This is a genomic window from Cereibacter sediminicola (genome assembly GCF_007668225.1).
Taxonomy (GTDB): Bacteria; Pseudomonadota; Alphaproteobacteria; order Rhodobacterales; family Rhodobacteraceae; genus Cereibacter_A; species Cereibacter_A azotoformans.
The window spans coordinates 1-18,730 of sequence record NZ_VDEK01000008.1 but is presented as its reverse complement, the minus strand read 5'-3'; the positions used below and the strand labels follow the sequence as shown (position 1 = coordinate 18,730).

Below are 18,730 nucleotides of genomic sequence, written 5' to 3'. Positions count from 1 at the left end.
GGCGGCGCAGAGGCCGTTGACGCCGCGGTGCGCCCTGTTAAGTGAGCCTCATGCAGAATGGAACGCGGATCCTCCTCGGCGGTGCGCCCGAGGGCTACGACGCCCGCCTGGTCGCCAAAGAGCTCGACCGCGGTGCCCCTGTCATCCATGTCGCGCGCGACGACAAGCGGCTCGAGGCGATGCGCGCGGCCCTGGCCGTCATGGCGCCGCAGGCCGTCGTGCTGGAGCTGCCCGCCTGGGACTGTCTGCCCTACGATCGGGTCTCGCCCAACCCCGAGATCTCCTCGCGCCGGATGGCGACGCTGGCCGCGCTCGCGCACGGGATGCCGGGGCCGTTCGTGCTGCTGACGACGCTGAACGCGGCGACGCAGCGCATCCCGGCGCGGGATCTGCTGCGCGCGGCCTCCTTCACGGCCCGCGTGGGCGACCGGGTAGATGAAGGACGGCTCCGAACCTACCTGTCCCGCATGGGCTTTTCGCTGACCGACACGGTGACGGAACCCGGCGACTACGCGATCCGCGGCGGCATCGTGGACATCTTCCCGCCGGGTGTGGCGGGGCCGGTGCGGCTCGACTTCTTCGGCGACGTGCTCGACGGCGCGCGCCGCTTCGATCCCGAGACCCAGCGCACGGTCGAGAAGCTCGACCTTGTCGAGCTGGCTCCGGTGTCCGAGGTGATGCTGGACGAGGGCTCGATCACCCGCTTCCGCCAGAACTACCGGATCGAGTTCGGCGCGGCGGGCACCGATGACCCGCTCTACGAGGCGGTCAGCGCGGGGCGCAAGCATCAGGGGATGGAGCACTGGCTGCCCTTCTTCCACGAGCGGCTGGAGACGCTGTTCGACTACCTGCCCGAGGCGGCGGTGATGCTCGACGATCAGGTGACGCCCGCCCGGATTTCGCGCTGGGAGGGGATCGCCGACCAGTATGACGCCCGGCGCGAGGCGATGACGGCGAAGGGGGGTCGTCTCGACACGGTCTACAAGCCCTCGGCGCCCGAGCTTCTCTATCTGGACGAAGCCGCCTGGGATGCGGCGGTGGCGGGGCACCGGGTGATCCAGCTGTCACCGCTGGCCCAGAGTCCGGGACCGGGCGTGCTGGACGCGGGCGGCCGCATGGGCCGCAATTTCGCGCCGGAGCGGCAGGCGGAGAATGTCAGCCTTTTCGGGGCTCTGGTCGATCATGTTCGCGCGTTGCGCGAACAGGGTCAGGTGGTGATCGCCAGCTGGTCCGAAGGCGCGCGCGAGCGCCTCAAGGGGCTGCTGGAGGATGCGGGGCTGCAGGGCGCGAAGCTCGTCCGCGACATCCGCGACGTCCCCGAAGGGCGCGGCGGCACGCATCTGATGGTCTGGTCACTGGAGCAGGGCTTTACCGCGCCGGGCCTCGCCGTGATCTCGGAACAGGACGTGCTGGGCGACCGGCTGATCTCGAAGCCGAAGAAGCGCCGGAAGGCCGAGAACTTCCTGCGCGAGCATGACACGCTGACGCCGGGCGATCTGGTGGTGCATGTCGAGCATGGTGTGGGCCGCTACATGGGGCTCGAGACGCTGCGCGTGCCGCAGCCGCCCTCGAACAAGCCGGGGCCGCCGCACGACTACCTGCATCTCGTCTACGCCGAGGAGGCGAAGCTCTACCTGCCGGTGGAGAACATCGAGCTTCTCAGCCGTTACGGGCACGAGGAGGGGCTTCTCGACAAGCTCGGCGGCGGGGCGTGGCAGGCCAAGAAGGCCCGGCTGAAGGAGCGCATCCGCGAGATCGCCGAACGTCTCATGCGGATCGCCGCCGAGCGGCACCTGCGCCACGCGCCGATCCTCGAGGCGCCGCATTCGCTGTGGGAGGCCTTCTCGGCCCGCTTCCCCTATCAGGAGACCGACGACCAGCTGTCGGCCATCGCGGATGTCATCAAGGATCTGGAATCCGGCAGCCCGATGGACCGGCTGGTTGTGGGCGACGTGGGCTTCGGCAAGACCGAGGTGGCGATGCGCGCGGCCTTCGTGGCGGCGCTGGCCGGGATGCAGGTGGCGGTGATCTGCCCGACGACGCTGCTGGCGCGGCAGCATTTTCGCAGCTTTTCTGACCGTTTCCGCGGCTTTCCGATGAAGGTGCGTCAACTGTCGCGCTTCGTCTCGGCCAAGGAGGCGGCGGACACGCGGGCGGGTCTGGCGGACGGGACGGTGGACATCTGCATCGGCACCCACGCGCTGCTGGCCAAGGGCGTGAGGCTGAAGAGCCTCGGCCTTCTCATCATCGACGAGGAGCAGCATTTCGGCGTCTCGCACAAGGAGCGGCTGAAGGAGATGCGCTCGGAGGTGCATGTGCTGACCCTGACCGCGACGCCGATCCCGCGCACGCTGCAACTGTCGCTTACGGGCGTGCGGGATCTGTCGATCATCGCGACGCCGCCGGTGGACCGGCTGGCCATCCGCACCTATGTGTCCGAGTTTGACACGGTGACGATCCGCGAGGCGCTGCTGCGCGAACGCTACCGGGGCGGGCAGAGCTTCTTCGTCGTGCCGCGCCTGTCGGACCTGCCCGACATGGAGGCCTTCCTGCGCGAGCATGTGCCCGAGGTGAGCTATGTCGTGGCCCACGGGCAGCTGGCGGCGGGCGAGCTCGATGAGCGGATGAATGCCTTTTACGACGGCAAGTTCGACGTGCTTCTTGCCACGACGATCGTGGAATCCGGCCTCGACATCCCGACGGCCAACACGATGATCGTGCACCGCGCGGACATGTTCGGCCTCTCTCAACTCTACCAGATCCGCGGCCGCGTGGGCCGGGCCAAGACGCGGGCCTACTGCTACCTGACCACGAAGCCCCGCGCGCCGCTGACGCCGCAGGCAATCAAGCGGCTGCGGCTGCTGGCCTCGCTCGACAGCCTCGGCGCGGGCTTCAATCTGGCGAGCCACGACCTCGACCTGCGCGGGGCGGGGAACCTTCTGGGCGAGGAACAATCGGGCCATATCAAGGAAGTGGGCTACGAACTTTACCAGCAGATGCTGGAGGAGACGATCCAGAAGCTGCGCTCGGGCGAATTGCAGGGCCTGACCGAGCAGGACGACCAGTGGGCGCCGCAGATCAACCTCGGGGTGCCGGTGCTGATCCCTGAGGAGTTCGTGCCGGATCTCGACGTGCGGCTGGGGCTTTACCGCCGGCTCTCGGGGCTGACGACCAAGGTCGAGCTGGAGGGCTTCGCCGCTGAGCTGATCGACCGCTTTGGCCCGTTGCCCAAGGAGGTCAACACCTTGCTCCTCGTTGTTCGCATCAAGGCCATGTGCAAGCGCGCCGGGATCTCCCGGCTGGAAACCGGGCCTCGGGGGGCCACGGTCCAGTTCCACAACGACAAGTTCGCCAATCCGGTGGGGCTTGTGGATTTCATCAAGGCGCAGGGGGATACGGCGCGGGTGAAGGACAACAAGATCGTGCTCGCGCGCGATTGGAAGACGGAAGGTGACCGGATCAAGGGCGCCTTTGCCATCGCACGCGATCTGGCCGAAAAGCTGGTGAAGCCCGAAAAGGCCAGGGCCAAGGCACCCTCCGCCTGAGGCGGCGAGCGGAAAGGCGGTTCCCGCCGCCTTTCCTGCAAAGCCGGATCAGGTCTTCGGCAGGGACCGGATCAGCAGGAAGCCCACCCCGGCAAAGGACGCCACACCCAGCATCAGGGGCAGAGGCGTGCCGTCGAAGGCGAGGCCCAGAGGCGCCGCGAGCCCAACCGCGAGCACCGTGGCGATGGAGCCGATCACCGAGGCCGCCATGCCCGCGATGTGGCCCACCGGCTCCATCGCCATGGCGTTTAGGTTGCCAAGCGTCAGGCCCGCCATGAAGAAGACCCCCGTCGTCCAGAGAACATAGGCCGGAAAGGCCAGCGCCGCGGGCCAGAGGTCGCTCGCCGTCATCCCCCACATGCCGAGCGACAGCAGGAACTGCATCCCGAGCGCCACCGTCACCAGAAAGCGCATCCCGAGCCGCATGACGAGGGCCGCGTTGACGAGGCTCGCCGTGCCCGCCATCAGGGCGATGACGGCGAACCAGAGCGGAAAGCTCTCTCCGCGCCCCCAGGTCACGTCGAACACCTGCTGGGTCGAGGACAGCGTACCGAAGAGTGCGCCGAAGACCAGCGTCTGCACACCGATGGCCGTCAGGATCACCCGATGCGAGAGCACCTCGCGGAAGGCCGAGCCAAGGCCCGCGACGGAAACCGGGCGGCGCGCTTGCGGTGGCAGCGTCTCGGGCTGTCGGATCGAGAGCCACAGCATGGACACGGCCGAAAAGGCGAGGAACGACAGGAAGATGCCCCGCCAGCCGAGGGCGTCTATGATCACCGTCCCCATGAGCGGCGCCACGGCCGGCACCAGCGTGAAGATCAGCATGGCAAAGCTCATGATCCGCGCCATCTCGCGCCCGCGGTAGAGGTCGCGGACGAGGGCCAGCGACACGACCCGCGGGGCCGAGGCGCCGAGCCCGCCCACCACGCGGGCGATCAGCAGAAGCTCGAGCGTCGGGGCGGCCCAGGCGCAGAGGGCAGCGAGGCAGTAGAGGACCGCGCCGCCCATGATGACGCGCTTGCGGCCGAACCGGTCCGAGAGCGGGCCCGCCACGAAGGTGCCGATCCCCATGCCGAGCACGAAGCTCGTCAGGATCAGCTGCGCCCGGTTCGGGGCGTCGGGGCTGAGTTCGCCGGCGATCTCGGGCAGGGCGGGCAGCATCGAGTCGATGGAAAAGGCCACGGTCGCGAAGAGCATCGCGATCATGCCCACGAACTCGGGCCGCGAGAGCCGGCCGCTCTCGGGGACGTCGGTGGTGGAGGTCATGCGTCCGCCCCGTCCTGGCCGGCCAGTTCGTCGATGACCTGCTGCCACAGCTCGACCGGCTGCGCCCCCGGCACCACATGGCGGCGCGCGACGAGGAAGGTCGGCACCGCTCGCACGCCCTTGGCCCGCGCGTCGGCATCGCGCGCGGCCAGATCCTCGCGGTCGGAGTCGGAGGCCAGCAGCCGCAACGTCAGCGCCCGGTCCATCCCGCAGCGGCCGGCGATGTCGGCCAGCACCTCGGGGTCGCCGATGTCCAGCCCTTCGCGGAAATAGCTGCGGAAAAGGGCCGAGACCACCGGCGTCTGGCGCCCCTCGAGCCCCGCCCAGTGGATCAGCCGGTGCGCGTCGAGCGTGTTCGGCGTGCGCTCGATCGCGGCCAGATCGATCTCGAGGCCGGCGGCCTCGGCGGCGCCCTGGACGCGGGTGTAGGCTTCGGCGGCGGCCTGCCGGCTGCCGAACTTCGTCTCGAGATAGGTGCGCCGGTCCATGCCCTCGGGGGGCATCTCGGGATTGAGCTGGAACGGATGCCACTCGATCGCGAACGGATGATCGGGCCGCGTTTCGAGCGCGCGATCAAGCAGGGCCTTGCCGATGTAGCACCAGGGGCAGATCGGGTCCGAAAAGATGTCGAGACGGATCATGGCCGCTCCTTCGGTGGTTCGGAATTGGGGGCACCGGCGGCCTGCGGCGATGCGCCGCCTCGTGCTACGCCTGCCCGGCGGGCGATGCAAGCGGCGGGGTCTCACGGCCTCTTGATCTTGCCGGGCCTGCGCCTATGTGCGAATGAACGTTCATTCGCCATCCGCCCGAGGCCCCATGCCCGACAGCTTCGCCCCCATTCCGCGGGGGGACGAGATCCTCGACCAGATCCGGGGCACCTTTGCCGAAAAGGGCTTCGACGGCGCGTCGATGCAGGATCTTGCGCGTGCCGCGGGCATGAGTGTCGGCAACTTCTACCGCTACTTCCCCTCCAAGGCCGCCATCGTCGAGGCGATCGTGCGCCGCGACCTTGAAAGCGTCGAGCGCGACTTTGCCGCGGTGGTCTCGTCCGAAACCCCGATGGCGCGCCTGCGTGAGATCCTGCGCTACCGGATCGAGGTGAAGCTCTGCGAGGAGGATGCGCCGCTCTGGGCCGAGATCACGGCCATGGCGCATCGCAACGCCGAGATCGGCGCGGTCTGCGACCGGATGGAGGCCGAGATCCGCGCGGCCTTCCTCGGCATCTTCGCGCGCGTCACGGGTTTGCCGCCTGCGGAGGCGGAACGGCGCTTTGCTGCCCATGCCGCCTTCCTCGTGATGCTCGTGCGGGCATGGGCGCTCGACTGGCCGCAGAAAAGGGCCGGGGCGCTTGAACTGAAATCCCTTCTGCTGCGTACCATCGACACCACCCTCGATGAGGTGGCCCGATGCGACGCGAACCGTCTCCCATGAGCGAAAGGTCTGCCATGCGGCGCTTGATGACGATTGCCCTTCTTGCCGGTCTGCTGCCCCAGGTGGTCCTCGCGCAGGAGACGGGGCCGAAGCCCGGACAGGCCGCGCAGGCGCTGCCCGCGATCACGGTCTCGACGGTGGTGCGCCGGCCGATGCGCGACCGGGTCATCGCCTCGGGGCTGATCGGCGCGGTGGAGCTGGTCCAGGTCCAGCCGCTGATCGAGGGCCAGCCGATCGAGGCGCTCGAGGCGGATGTGGGGGACATGGTGGCCGAGGGGCAGGTGCTGGCACGGCTCTCGGTCTCGACGCTGGAGTTGCAGAAGAGCCAGTTCACCGCCTCGCTGGCCTCGGCACGGGCCACGATCGCACAAGCCGAGGCGCAGGTGCTCGAGGCGCAGTCCTCGGCCGACGAGGCCGAGCGGGTGAACCGCCGGACGGCGCAGCTGCGCGAGCAGGGAGCCGCCTCGCAGGCGGCCGCGGACACGGCGCGGGCCTCCTCGGTCTCGGCCAACGCGCGGGTGATGGTGGCCCGCCAGACGCTCGAGGCGGCCCGCGCGCAGGTGGCGCTGGCCGAGGCGCAGCTGGCCAATGTGGAGCTGCAGCTGAAGCGCACCTCGGTCGTGGCGCCGGTGGCGGGAGAGATCGTCTCGCGCAATGCCAAGGTTGGCGCCATCGCCTCGGCGCAGGGCGAGCCGATGTTCACGCTGCTGCGCGAAGGGCGGCTCGAGCTTTTCGCCGATGTGGCCGAGCAGGATCTGCTGCGGCTGCGGCCGGGGCAGTCGGTCAGGATCCGCACGCTGGGCGCGGCCGAGCCGATCCCCGGCTCGGTCCGGCTGGTCGAGCCCGCCATCGACACGGCGACGCGGCTCGGACGGGCACGGATCGCCATAGACCGGATCGACGCGGTGCGATCGGGCATGTTCGCCGAGGCCGAGATCCTCGTGACCGAGCGCGAGTCGCTGGCGGTGCCGGTCACGGCGGTCAGCGGCGGGGCCGAGGGCGCGACGGTGCTGCGCATCCGTCAGGGCGGCACGGTCGAGCGGACCCCCATCGTGACCGGCATACGCGACGGCGGCATGGTCGAGGTGGTCGAGGGGCTCTTTTCCCACGATCTGGTGGTGACGAAGGCCGGCGCCTTCGTCCGTCCCGGCGACCGGGTCAATCCGGTTCCGGCGGAACCCGTGAACTGAGGCGCGCGCGATGAACTTCTCCGCCTGGTCGATCCGCAATCCGGTCGCGCCGATCCTCGGCTTCGTGCTGCTGATGGTGCTGGGCTGGCAGTCCTTCAACACCCTGCCGATCACGCGCTTTCCCAACATCGACGTGCCGCTTGTGGCGGTGACGGTCGATCAGGCGGGCGCGGCGCCCGCCGAGATGGAGACGCAGGTCACCAAGGAGATCGAGGACGCCGTGGCGGGCATCACCGGGGTGAAGAACATCACCTCGACCGTGGTGGACGGCCGCTCGACCACGGTGGCCGAGTTCCGCATGGAGGTGCCGACCGACAAGGCGGTGCAGGACACCAAGGATGCGATCGACCAGATCCGGGGCGACCTGCCGGGCGACATCGAGGCGCCCATCGTGACCCGGATCGACGTCGAGGGTCAGGCGATCATGACCTTTGCCGTCTCCTCGCCGAACATGACCATCGAAGAGCTGTCGTGGTTCGTGGACGACACGATCACGCGCTCCCTGCAGGGCAGGCCCGGAATCGGCCGGGTGGACCGCTACGGCGGGGCCGAGCGCGAGATCCGGGTCGAGCTTGATCCGGTGAAGCTGGACAGTTTCGGCATCACCGCGCCTCAGGTGAACGCCCAACTGCGCGCGACGAACGCCAACCTCGGCTCGGGCCGGGCGGAACTGGGGCAGGGCGAGCAGGCGATCCGGGTTCTGGGTGATGCGGCCACGGCGGACCGGCTGGCCCTGACCACGATCGCGCTGCCCTCGGGGCGCTTCGTGCGGCTGTCGGATCTGGGCACGGTGGTGGACAGCTACGAGGAGCCGCGCTCCTTCTCGCGCTTCAACGGCGAGCCGGTGGTGACCTTCGCGGTCTTCCGCGCGAAGGGGGCGAGCGAGGTCTCGGTCGCCGAGACGGTCAATGCGGTGCTGGCCGATCTCGCCGCCGCCCATCCCGAGGTGCGGACCGAGTTGGTCGATGACACGGTCTTCTACACCTACGGCAACTACGAGGCAGCCCTTCACACGCTGCTCGAGGGGGCGCTGCTGGCCACGCTCGTGGTGCTCGCCTTCCTGCGGAACTGGCGCGCGACCCTCATCGCGGCGCTGGCCCTGCCGCTCTCGGCGGTGCCCACCTTCTTCGTGATGGATCTGCTCGGCTTCTCGCTGAACCTCGTGAGCTTCCTTGCGATCACGCTGGCCACGGGCATCCTCGTGGACGATGCCATCGTCGAGATCGAGAACATCGCGCGGCACATCCGCATGGGCAAGTCACCCTTCCGGGCCGCGATAGATGCCGCCGACGAGATCGGCATGGCGGTCATCGCCACCTCGCTCACCATCGTCGCGGTCTTCGTGCCGGTCTCGTTCATGCCGGGCATACCGGGGCAGTATTTCGCGCAATTCGGGCTGACGGTGGCGATTTCGGTGCTGTTCTCGCTGATGGTGGCGCGGCTCATCACGCCGATGATGGCCGCCTATCTGATGCGCCCGAAGGACGCCGACGAGAAGCCGCATCAGGATGGCATGATCATGCGCGGCTATCTGGCGCTGGTGAAGCAGACGCTGCGGATGCGCTACGTCACGCTTGTGGCGGCCATCGCCGTGTTCGCGCTGTCGATGTTCTTCATGCTGCGCATTCCCGGCAGCTTCATCCCGCCCGAGGACGTGAGCCGTATCCCGCTCAGCGTCGAGCTTGCGCCGGGCACATCGCTCGACGAGACCGACCGCACGACGCTGGCGATGCTGGAAAGGATCCGCGGCGTCGGGGGCGTCGAGAATGTCTTCGTGCTGGGCGGCGCCTCACCCACGGGCGAGCGCGACATCCGCCGGGCGGCGGTGACGGTGCTGCTGGAAAAGCTCGACCACCGGCTGAGCTACCGGATCGTCTCGCTGGCGGGCCGGCTGCCGCTGGTGGGGCCCTTCGTGCCGCAACTGGATCCTGTGGGCCGGGTCCGGCCGCAGAACGAGATCGAGGCCGAGATCTTCCGGCTGCTGTCCGACATTCCCGACGCACGGGCCTTCAAGCTGAACGACCGGGGTGAGCGCGACCTGAGCTTCTCGATCCTCTCGACCAACGAGGCGGACCTGAACGAGGCCGTGGCGCGGCTGGAATCGGCGCTGCGTGGCGATCCGCTGCTGGCCGACGTGGCCTCGGAAGGGGCGCTGCCCCGTCCCGAACTGCAGATCACCCCGCGGACGGACGAGGCGGCCCGGCTGGGTGTCACCACCGCGCAAATCGCCGAGATCCTGCGGGTGGCCACCATCGGCGACATCGACGCAAGCCTTGCCAAGATTTCGCTCGACGGCCGGCAGATCCCGGTCCGGGTGCAGCTTGCCACCTCGGCGCGGGGCGATCTGGCGCGGATCGCGGCGCTCAAGGTCACGACGGCCTCGGGCGTGCAGGTGCCGCTCTCGGCCGTGGCGGATCTGCGCATCGCGGAAGGGCCGAGCGTGGTGGACCGCCTCAACCGCGAGCGGCGCGCGACCATCGGGGCGAACCTGCCGGTGGGCGTGGCGCTGGGGACCGCGTCGGCGCGCTTCAAGGAGATCACCGAGAGCACCGAGCTGCCGCCCACCGTCCGCATCCAGGAGGCGGGCGACGCCGAGGTGCAGCAGGAGCTGATGACGAGCTTCGGCAATGCAATGATCCTCGGGCTGATGCTTGTTCTGACGGTGCTGATCCTGCTCTTCCGCTCGGTGCTGCAGCCCTTTACCATCCTGCTGTCGCTACCACTGGCCATCGGCGGCGTGGCCGCGGCGCTGATCCTGACCGGCTCGGCCCTGTCCATGCCGGTGCTGATCGGGATCCTGATGCTGATGGGGATCGTGACCAAGAACGCGATCCTGCTGGTGGATTTCGCGGTCGAGATGCGGGCGCGCGGGATGGACCGCTTCTCCGCGATCATGGAGGCCGGTCACAAGCGGGCGCGGCCGATCGTGATGACCTCGATCGCCATGTCGGCCGGGATGCTGCCCTCGGCGCTGGGTGTGGGCGAGGGCGGGCCGTTCCGCGCGCCGATGGCCACGGCGGTGATCGGCGGGATCATCGTCTCGACCGTCCTGAGCCTCGTGATCGTGCCCTCGTTCTTCCTGATCATGGACGATCTCTCGCGGCTGATCGCCCGGCTCTTCAGCGGGATCGCCGGCGCGCGCGAGCATGAGCCCGAGCCGCCCACGGCCGAAGAACTGGCGGAACGGCTGGCCGCGCGCGAGGCCGATCTCGAGGCGCTGCAGGCGCGTGTGGCCGATCTCGAGAAGGCGCCGCCCCGCATCTTCGTCGCCCAGTAGGGCGGCGAGAGCGGACCGCTCAGTATCCGGGGCCGAGGATCCAGTTGCCGACGCGGTTCGCGCCCCCCGTGATGTCCTGACCGACGCCCGCCACCGTGTTGCAGCCCTGAAGGACGGCCGCCACGGCCGCCAGAACCACCAGTTTCTTCATCTTGTCTGCTCGCTCTCAGTTTTCTTGCCACCAGACGTCCGGCAGGAACCCCGGCCAGTCGCCATAGATGGGTGTGGTCGCCGGATAGCGCAGGTGCCTGTCATGCGCCAGCCGCGAAACCCGAGGATACCACATCGGAATGACATATCTACCGGCCGTCAGGATCCGGTCGAGCGCCCTCACGGAGGCTTGAAACTCGGCCGGGTCGTCGGTGGCCAGCATCCCGCGGATCATCGCCTCGGCCGCCGGGCTCTCCATCCCCATCAGGTTGCGCGAGCCGGGGGCGTCCTTGCCCTCCGCCGCCCAGTAGAGCATCTGCTCGTTGCCCGGCGAGAGCGAGAGCGAGCGCAGGAAGCTCGTCATGTCGAACTGCTGGTTGTCCACCCGCTGCTTGAATTGTGCCGGATCCACCGCCGCGATGCTGACCGAGATGCCCAGCCGCGCCAGCGCCTGCCGGTAGATGTTGGCGGCCGAGATCATTGCATCGGCCCCCTGCGGCAGCAGGATCTCGAACTGGAAGGGCCGCCCGTCGGCGCCTGTCAGCACCCCGTCCTCGACCCGCCATCCCGCCTCGGAAAGAAGCCGCGTCGCGACCCTCAAGCCCTGCCGGTTGGCTTCGCCGCCGTCCGAGACCGGCAGCGCGTAGCCCTCGAGGGTGCCGGGCAACAGATCGGCCGCGTAGGGTTCGAGCAGCGCCCGTTCGCGCCCCTCGGCCGGCGCACCCACCGCCATCCCGAGGTCGGAGTTCGAGAAATAGGAGGCGATGCGCGGCTCGGCCCCGCCGGTGAGGGTGCGGTTGATCAGCTCGAAGTTGAAGGCCTGGATCAGCGCCTCGCGCACGCGCCAGTCGGCGAAGATCGGCCGACGGGTGTTCATCACCAACCCCTCCATGCCCGAGGGGCGCCCGTGCGGGATCTCGGACCGGACGATCGCGCCGCTTCGCACGGCGGGAAAATCGTAATGCGTCGCCCATCTGGCCGCGCTGGTCTCGCGGAAGACCGAGAGGGCGCCCGCCTTGAAGGCCTCGAACGCGACGCTGCTGTCGCCGAAATATTCGACCGTCACCTCGTCGAGGTTGTGAAGGCCGCGGTTGAAGGGCAGGTCCTGCCCCCACCAGTCGGGGTTGCGCCGGTAGCGCAGCGAGCGGCCCGGCTCGAAGCTCTCGAGGATGTAGGGCCCCGAGCCGATCGGCGCCTCGAACCCCGAGGCCGCGAAGTCGCGCCCCTCCCACTGGGCCTTCTTCAGGATGGGACGCAGGCCCAGCACCAGCGGCAGTTCGCGGTCCTGTTCGGTGAAGGTGAACCGCACGGACCGCGAGCCGGTCTGCTCGGCCGAGGCGATCTTCTGCCAGGCGATCCAGTAGCGCGGCATGCCCCGGGTGCCCAGTTCCTCGAAGGACCACAGGACATCCTCGACCGTCACGGGCGATCCGTCGGAGAATCGCGCGCCCTCGCGCAGGGTGAATTCGACCCAGGTCCGCTCCGGGTCGGTCTCCACCGATTCGGCAAGAAGGCCGTAAAGGGTGAAGGGCTCGTCGATCGAGCGCCCCATGAGGCTCTCGACGGTGAGCGGGGCAAGCGAGTAGGGCGCGCGGCCCTTCACGATGTAGGGGTTGAGGGAATCGAATCCGCCCGTCTCGCCCAGCACGATCCGCCCGCCCCTGGGGGCTTCGGGATTGGCATATGGCAGAGACACAAAATCCGGTGGAAGCGCAGGCTCGCCATACATAGCTATGCCGTGGCGCGGTTCCGAGGCGGCCGCGAATCCCCAGACCGCAAGCCCCGCTGCTGCCATGAGACCCCGGAGGGCGGGCCGAAAATCCTGTATCATTCGGGCAACAACTCCTCGATGGCCGGTCCGCAGGGCGCCAGATTTAGCGGCGGGCGGTAACCTTTTCAAACTTTTACCTTGGACACCGGCGGAGAAGGTCGTATAAGTATCCTACTGCTCGATAGGTTTCTTGCCTGTATGAAACCTGCCTCAACGACTGAACGCCGGCTTCGTGCCGGCGTTTTTTTTCGCGCTTCGTGAATGACAGCCGTCGGGTCGCGCGCGTTCCGTCTCGCCATCGCTGCGGCGCCCGGCTAGTTCTGGCGCAGGTGGAAACGACGGGAGGCAGGATCATGGATCTGAAAGGCAAGAGGGCCATCGTAACCGGCTCGAACTCGGGCATCGGGCTTGGCTGCGCCGAGGAACTGGCGCGGGCAGGGGCCGAGGTGATCATCAACTCCTTCACCGACCGCGACGAGGATCATGCTCTGGCCGAGAGGATCGGCCGCGAGCATGGCGTCCCGTGCCGCTACATCGCCGCCGACATGTCGAAGGGCGAGGAGTGCCGGGCGCTGGTCGAAACGGCGGGCGGTTGCGACATCCTCGTGAACAATGCGGGCATCCAGCATGTCGCGTCGATCGAGGAGTTTCCGGCCGGAAAGTGGGACGCGATCCTTGCGATCAACCTCTCGTCGGCCTTCCACACCACGGCGGCCGCCCTGCCGGGGATGCGTGCGGCGGGCTGGGGGCGGATCGTCAACATCGCCTCGGCGCATGGCCTGACGGCGAGCCCCTACAAGTCGGCCTATGTGGCGGCCAAGCACGGGGTGGTGGGCTTCACCAAGGTGACCGCGCTGGAGACGGCCGGAAAGGGGATCACCTGCAACGCGATCTGCCCCGGCTATGTGCTGACGCCGCTCGTCGAGGCCCAGATCCCCGACCAGATGAAGGCGCATGACATGGACCGCGAGACGGTGATCCGCGAGGTCATGCTGCAGCGCCAGCCCTCGCGGCAGTTCGCGACGACGGCGCAGATCGGCGGGACAGTCGTGTTCCTGTGCTCGGCGGCGGCGGAGCAGATCACCGGCACCACGATCTCGGTCGACGGCGGCTGGACGGCGCTCTGAGGGCCGGCCGCGGCCGGGGGCGGCTGCCCCCGGACCCCCGCGGATATTTGGGCGAGAATGAAGGGGCCGCGGATTCAGCCTTTCGCCAGCGCGCGGGCTATGGAGGCGGCGAGGCGGGCGTTCGACAGGACGAGGGCCCGGTTGGCGGCAAGCGAGCGGCCGTCGGTCAGGTCGAAGATCAGGTCGAGCAGGAAGGGCGTGACCGATTTGGCGGCGACGCCCTGCGCCTCGGCGGTGGCGATGGCGCGCGCCACCACAGCCTCGATCTCGGCGAGGGGGATCTCGGCCTCGGCGGGGATCGGGTTCGTAACCAGCTGTCCCCCGGGCAGGCCCAGCCGCGCGCGCATGAGGTGGGCGGCGGCAATGTCTTCGGGGCTGTCGAGGCGGATCGGCGCCCGCAGCCCCGACTGGCGCGACCAGAAGGCGGGGATCTCGTCCTGCCCCACGGCGATGACCGGCACGCCCAGCGTCTCGAGCAGTTCGAAGGTCTTGGGCAGGTCGAGGATGGCCTTGGCGCCCGCCGAGACCACCGTCACGGCGGTCTGGGCAAGTTCGTGCAGGTCCGCCGAGATGTCGAAGCTCTGCTCGGCGCCGCGATGCACGCCACCGATGCCGCCGGTGGCAAAGACGGCGATGCCGGCCAGCCGGGCGGCGATCATGGTGGCCGCGACTGTGGTCGAGCCGGTTGCCCTTGTCGTGAGGCAGACGGCGAGATCGGCGCGCGAGAGCTTCATCACCTCGTCGGCCAGGGCCAGCCGCTCCAGTTCGGCATCGTCGAGGCCCACGCGGATCCGGCCCTCCATCACCGCGATGGTGGCCGGCACGGCGCCGGCCGCACGGACCTCGGCTTCGACCTCGCGCGCAGTTTCGACATTCTGCGGATAGGGCATGCCGTGGGTGATGATGGTCGATTCCAGCGCCACGACGGGCTGTCCTGCGTCCAGCGCCTCGGCGACCTCGGGATGAAGGGCAAGCGGTGCGGTCATGGGCTGAGATCTCCTGAGACAAGGGATGCGGCGGCGGCGAGGGCGGCCGCGAACGCGGCCTCACGTCCCGCGCCGCGATGTTCGGCGGCAAGATGGGCGGCGAGGAAGGCATCGCCCGCCCCGGTGGCCCGGCGGCCGACGACGGCGGGCGGGCAGGCCTGCAGAAGGCCGCGCAAGGCGCAGCCGTCGGTGGCGGGCAGAGCGCCGTCGGTCACGATCGCGCGGCGCACGCCCGCCTCCAGAAGCGCCTCGGCGGCGGCCAGCGAGGTCGGAAAGGTGGCACCGCAGATCATGCCCGCCTCGGCGCGGTTGAGGTGGAGCACCGCGCGCGGGTGGCCCATGAGCGGCGCTAGGCGCGGCGCCTTGGCGGGGCTTGCGGGCGCCAGCCGCAGGCTCGCGCAGGCGCGGACGGAGGCTGCGAGCCGGTCCAGAACCGCCTCGGGCAGGTTCGCGTCGATCACCAGCGGGCCGGCGAAGGGCAGGGCGGGCGCGGCCAGGCGCCCGTCGAGGAGCGGCGCCAGCACGGCCTCGCCGGCCTCTTCCAGGGCACGGGCATCGGCCACCGCGGCCACCAGCGCGCCCTGCGACTCGAGCGCGAGATAGAGGTCGGTCGCCGTGCCGCGGTGGAGGAAGCGCATGTCGATCCCGGCCGCCGCACCGGCCCGCGCCAGCCCTTCGCCCTCGGCATCCGCCCCGACCGCGGACAGCAGCGCCACCGAGAGCCCCTCGTGGGCGAGGGCGCGGGCGATGTTGAAGGCCACGCCCCCCGGCATCCGCGACACGGTGCCCGGCACGTCGGCGCCCGCCGGAAGCGCATGGGCCGTGTGGCCGATCAGATCCCAGTGGGCGGAACCGATGCAGAGGATGTCGGGCAGGCTCATACCGGCTTGATGCCCGCTCCGGCGCGCGCGGGCAAGCGCCTCTCCTCGCCGGAACGTCGCGGGGCTTGCAATCCCCGCACGGGAGGGCTAAAGCGCGCGCACTTCACAGGCGAAGCCCGGGCCCTCGGGGGAGACATCCCCGTGGGTCCACCGGTTGGGGGCACACCCTCTACAAGGCTTCGCCGAGGCGCAAACCGGAAAGGACAGGACCATGGCGCTCCCCGAGTTTTCCATGCGTCAGCTGCTTGAAGCTGGCGTTCACTACGGCCACCAGACCGCTCGCTGGAACCCGAAGATGGCAGAGTTCATCTACGGCGACCGCAACGGCATCCACATCGTCGACCTGACGCAGACGGTCCCGATGCTGGACCAGGCGCTCAAGGTCGTGCGCGACACCGTCGCCAAGGGCGGCCGCATCCTCTTCGTCGGCACCAAGCGTCAGGCCCAGAAGCCGATCGCCGAAGCCGCCGAGAAATGCGCGCAGCACTACATGAACCACCGCTGGCTGGGCGGCACGCTCACCAACTGGAAGACCGTCTCGCAGTCGATCCAGCGCCTGAAGAACCTGGACGAGCTGCTCGCCCACGGCGCCGAAGGCCTGACCAAGAAGGAACGGCTGAACATGGAGCGTGAGCAGCAGAAGCTGCAGGCGTCGCTCGGCGGCATCCGCGAGATGGGCGGCACCCCGGACCTGATCTTCATCATCGACGTGGGCAAGGAAGACCTCGCCATCGCCGAGGCGCAGAAGCTGGGTATCCCGGTCGTGGCCGTGGTCGATACCAACAACTCGCCCAAGGGCGTGGATTACATCATCCCGGGCAATGATGACGCGGCCCGCGCCATCGCGCTTTACTGCGATCTCGTGTCGCGTGCGGCCCTCGACGGCATGAGCGCCCAGATGGGCGCCGCCGGCATCGACCTTGGCGCGCTCGACGTGGCCCCCGAGGAAGAGACGCTCGAGGCCTGATCGGCCGTTCGTCGCAATCCCGTTACCGGGCGGGGGGTACACCCCGTCCGGGTTTTTCCAATTCACTGAGGAGAGCCGCAATGGCAATCACCGCCCAGATGGTGAAGGAACTGCGCGAATCGACCGGCGCAGGCATGATGGACGCCAAGAAGGCGCTGACCGAGACCGACGGCGACATGGAAGCCGCCGTGGACTGGCTGCGCACCAAGGGTCTGGCGAAAGCGGCGAAGAAGGCCGGCCGCACCGCGGCCGAGGGCCTCGTCGGCGTCTTCGTCGATGGCGGCACCGGCGTGGCGGTCGAGGTGAACTCGGAAACCGACTTCGTGGCCAAGAACGCGGACTTCCAGGCGATGGTGATGGGCTTCACCAAGGCCGCGCTGTCGGTCGATGAGGTCGAGGCGCTGAAGGCGGCCGACATGGGCGGCAAGACGGTCGAGACCACGCTGCAGGAAACCATCGCCGTCATCGGCGAGAACATGACCCTGCGCCGGATGGCCAAGATCTCGGGCGACTCGGTTGCGGCCTATGTCCACAACGCGGCGGCCGATGGCCTCGGCAAGATCGGCGTTCTTGTGGCCGTGAAGGGCACCGACACCGGCATCGCCAAGCAGATCGCCATGCACATCGCCGCGACCTCGCCGATGGCGCTGTCGGAAGCCGATCTCGACCCGGCCGTGGTCGAGCGCGAGCGCACCGTCCAGACCCAGAAGGCGCTGGAGGAGAACGCTGCCTCGGCCAAGCCGAAGCCGGATTCGGTGATCGAAAACAACATCATCCCGGGCCGGATGAAGAAGTTCCTCGAAGAGAACACGCTGCTCGGCCAGAAGTTCGTGATCAACCCGGACCTGACCGTGGCCGAAGCCGCGAAACAGGCCGGTGTGGAGATCCTGGGCTTTGTCCGCATGGCCGTGGGCGAGGGCATCGAGAAGGAGAAAGAGGATTTCGCCGCCGAGGTCGCCAAGACCCTCGCCGGCTGATCCGGTCCTGATCCCGTTCCAGGGGCGCGGCCTTCGGGTCGCGCCTTTTTCATGTCCTCGGGGTGCCGGCGCTCCCTGGTGCCAGCCCCCGGAACGGAAACGAGCGGCCGGGCCGCTCGCTGACTTCGGATCATGGTTGAGCCGCGGGCGGCAACCCGCTGCCTGCAATGATTATTTCGCGGCGAACGTCTGGGCGAGGGCGCCTTCGGCCGCCTCGCGGATCGCGCGGATGTTGGCGCCGTATGGTGCGGGATTGTCCACCGAGCCGCCCTTGAAGACGGCCGAGCCCGCCACCAGCACGTCGGCGCCTGCGGCCGCCACCCGAGGCGCGGTCTCGGGCGTCACGCCTCCGTCGATCTCGATATGGATCGGCCGATCCCCGATCAGGGCCCGCAGATCGCGCACCTTGTCCACCTGGCTCTCGATGAATTTCTGCCCGCCGAAGCCGGGGTTGACGGTCATGACGCAGACCAGGTCGAGCAGGTCGAGCAGATGCGCCACCGCGTCGAGGCCGGTGCCGGGGTTCAGCGCAAGACCGGCCTTGCAGCCTGCGCCGCGGATGGCCTGAAGCGTGCGGTGAATGTGCGGACCGGCTTCGAGATGGGCGGTGATGACATCGGCGCCGGCGCTGGCAAAGGCGTCGATGTAGGGATCGACCGGCGCGATCATCAGGTGGACGTCCATCGTGCCCTTGATGTGCGGCCGGATCGCCGCGCACATGGCCGGCCCGAAGGTCAGGTTGGGCACGAAATGCCCGTCCATGACATCGACATGCACCCAATCGCAGCCCTGGGCCTCGATGGCGCGGCATTCGGCACCAAAATTGGCGAAATCTGCGGAAAGGATCGAGGGGGCGATCTTGATACGGCGATCGAAGGACATGACAACGCTCCTACAGGGTATGGATCGCTTAGCCCAAGGCGGCGGGCCGCTTCAAGGCACTCTTAAGTCGGATCACTTTTATTACATAACATTGCTTACCAGAACTTTGCTACTGAAAGCGGTAGTTTTGTTGACCTTCTGGTGTAATTGCAGACACTTAGCAGACATTGTTGATTTCCACGCAGAACTGACCCGGGATTTCCATTGAGAAGTGACCCGGCTTGGCTATTGGGTCGTAGGTCTCAGGCCGGTGTCAAGATGGTGGTGCCCTCCTTCTTTT

The 18,730-nt window shown here is 68.6% G+C and carries 14 protein-coding genes; 7 read left to right on the top strand and 7 right to left on the bottom strand.

Annotation, left to right across the window (positions count from 1 at the left end; all coding sequences use genetic code 11):
* The first annotated feature begins 50 nt into the window (after positions 1 to 50).
* Positions 51 to 3,545: a transcription-repair coupling factor gene (gene mfd, locus FG154_RS07525; RefSeq protein ID WP_145106168.1), complete on the top strand. Its 3,495-nt coding sequence runs from the start codon at positions 51 to 53 to the stop codon at positions 3,543 to 3,545.
* A gap of 48 nt (positions 3,546 to 3,593) precedes the next feature.
* Here mfd and FG154_RS07520 read toward each other — a convergent pair whose 3' ends face one another.
* Both FG154_RS07520 and FG154_RS07515 read right to left on the bottom strand, forming a co-directional pair.
* Entirely contained in the window at positions 3,594 to 4,811 is a 1,218-nt protein-coding gene (locus tag FG154_RS07520; protein ID WP_145106165.1) for a multidrug effflux MFS transporter, read from the bottom strand.
* A complete protein-coding gene (locus FG154_RS07515) occupies positions 4,808 to 5,452 on the bottom strand; it encodes a DsbA family oxidoreductase (protein ID WP_145106162.1) in 645 nt (214 codons plus the stop codon). The genes FG154_RS07520 and FG154_RS07515 overlap by 4 nt, the downstream gene beginning before the upstream one ends.
* A 175-nt stretch (positions 5,453 to 5,627) precedes the next feature.
* Here FG154_RS07515 and FG154_RS07510 point away from each other — a divergent pair, with 175 nt between their 5' ends.
* Genes FG154_RS07510 through FG154_RS07500 form a run of 3 tightly spaced genes read left to right on the top strand, consistent with a single transcriptional unit; the run spans position 5,628 to position 10,709 of the window.
* The gene (locus tag FG154_RS07510; RefSeq protein WP_145106160.1) at positions 5,628 to 6,242 is read left to right on the top strand and encodes a TetR/AcrR family transcriptional regulator; all 615 of its coding nucleotides are present in this window, start codon (positions 5,628 to 5,630) and stop codon (positions 6,240 to 6,242) included.
* A gap of 14 nt (positions 6,243 to 6,256) precedes the next feature.
* Positions 6,257 to 7,432 (top strand): efflux RND transporter periplasmic adaptor subunit, encoded by a 1,176-nt coding sequence (locus FG154_RS07505; protein ID WP_186312311.1) that lies wholly within the window; start codon positions 6,257 to 6,259, stop codon positions 7,430 to 7,432.
* Between the two features lie 10 nt (positions 7,433 to 7,442).
* A complete protein-coding gene (locus FG154_RS07500) occupies positions 7,443 to 10,709 on the top strand; it encodes an efflux RND transporter permease subunit (RefSeq protein ID WP_145106154.1) in 3,267 nt (1,088 codons plus the stop codon).
* Positions 10,710 to 10,728: 19 nt separating this feature from the next.
* Here FG154_RS07500 and FG154_RS07495 read toward each other — a convergent pair whose 3' ends face one another.
* The gene (locus tag FG154_RS07495; RefSeq protein ID WP_044248039.1) at positions 10,729 to 10,860 is read right to left on the bottom strand and encodes an entericidin; all 132 of its coding nucleotides are present in this window, start codon (positions 10,858 to 10,860) and stop codon (positions 10,729 to 10,731) included.
* A gap of 15 nt (positions 10,861 to 10,875) precedes the next feature.
* Positions 10,876 to 12,690, bottom strand: a complete 1,815-nt coding sequence (locus FG154_RS07490) for an extracellular solute-binding protein (RefSeq protein ID WP_145106153.1) — start codon at positions 12,688 to 12,690, stop codon at positions 10,876 to 10,878.
* A gap of 293 nt (positions 12,691 to 12,983) precedes the next feature.
* Between FG154_RS07490 and FG154_RS07485 the strand changes: the two genes are divergently transcribed.
* On the top strand, positions 12,984 to 13,757 hold the full coding sequence (locus tag FG154_RS07485; protein ID WP_145106150.1) for a 3-hydroxybutyrate dehydrogenase: 774 nt from the start codon (positions 12,984 to 12,986) through the stop codon (positions 13,755 to 13,757).
* A 74-nt stretch (positions 13,758 to 13,831) separates the two neighbouring features.
* Here the strand turns inward: FG154_RS07485 and FG154_RS07480 are convergent, their stop codons facing one another.
* Both FG154_RS07480 and FG154_RS07475 read right to left on the bottom strand, forming a co-directional pair.
* Positions 13,832 to 14,743 (bottom strand): pseudouridine-5'-phosphate glycosidase, encoded by a 912-nt coding sequence (locus FG154_RS07480; RefSeq protein WP_145106148.1) that lies wholly within the window; start codon positions 14,741 to 14,743, stop codon positions 13,832 to 13,834.
* Positions 14,740 to 15,624 (bottom strand): PfkB family carbohydrate kinase, encoded by an 885-nt coding sequence (locus tag FG154_RS07475; RefSeq protein WP_145106145.1) that lies wholly within the window; start codon positions 15,622 to 15,624, stop codon positions 14,740 to 14,742. Before FG154_RS07475 ends, FG154_RS07480 begins: the two co-directional genes overlap by 4 nt.
* A gap of 211 nt (positions 15,625 to 15,835) precedes the next feature.
* On the opposite strand from FG154_RS07475, the gene rpsB reads away from it, so the two are divergent.
* On the top strand, positions 15,836 to 16,591 hold the full coding sequence (rpsB, locus tag FG154_RS07470; protein WP_145106142.1) for a 30S ribosomal protein S2: 756 nt from the start codon (positions 15,836 to 15,838) through the stop codon (positions 16,589 to 16,591).
* A gap of 80 nt (positions 16,592 to 16,671) precedes the next feature.
* Positions 16,672 to 17,568, top strand: coding sequence for a translation elongation factor Ts (gene tsf / locus FG154_RS07465; protein WP_145106139.1), 897 nt, complete (start codon positions 16,672 to 16,674; stop codon positions 17,566 to 17,568).
* 171 nt (positions 17,569 to 17,739) lie between these two features.
* Here tsf and rpe read toward each other — a convergent pair whose 3' ends face one another.
* Positions 17,740 to 18,450: a ribulose-phosphate 3-epimerase gene (rpe, locus tag FG154_RS07460; RefSeq protein WP_145106136.1), complete on the bottom strand. Its 711-nt coding sequence runs from the start codon at positions 18,448 to 18,450 to the stop codon at positions 17,740 to 17,742.
* Between the last annotated feature and the right edge of the window lie 280 nt (positions 18,451 to 18,730).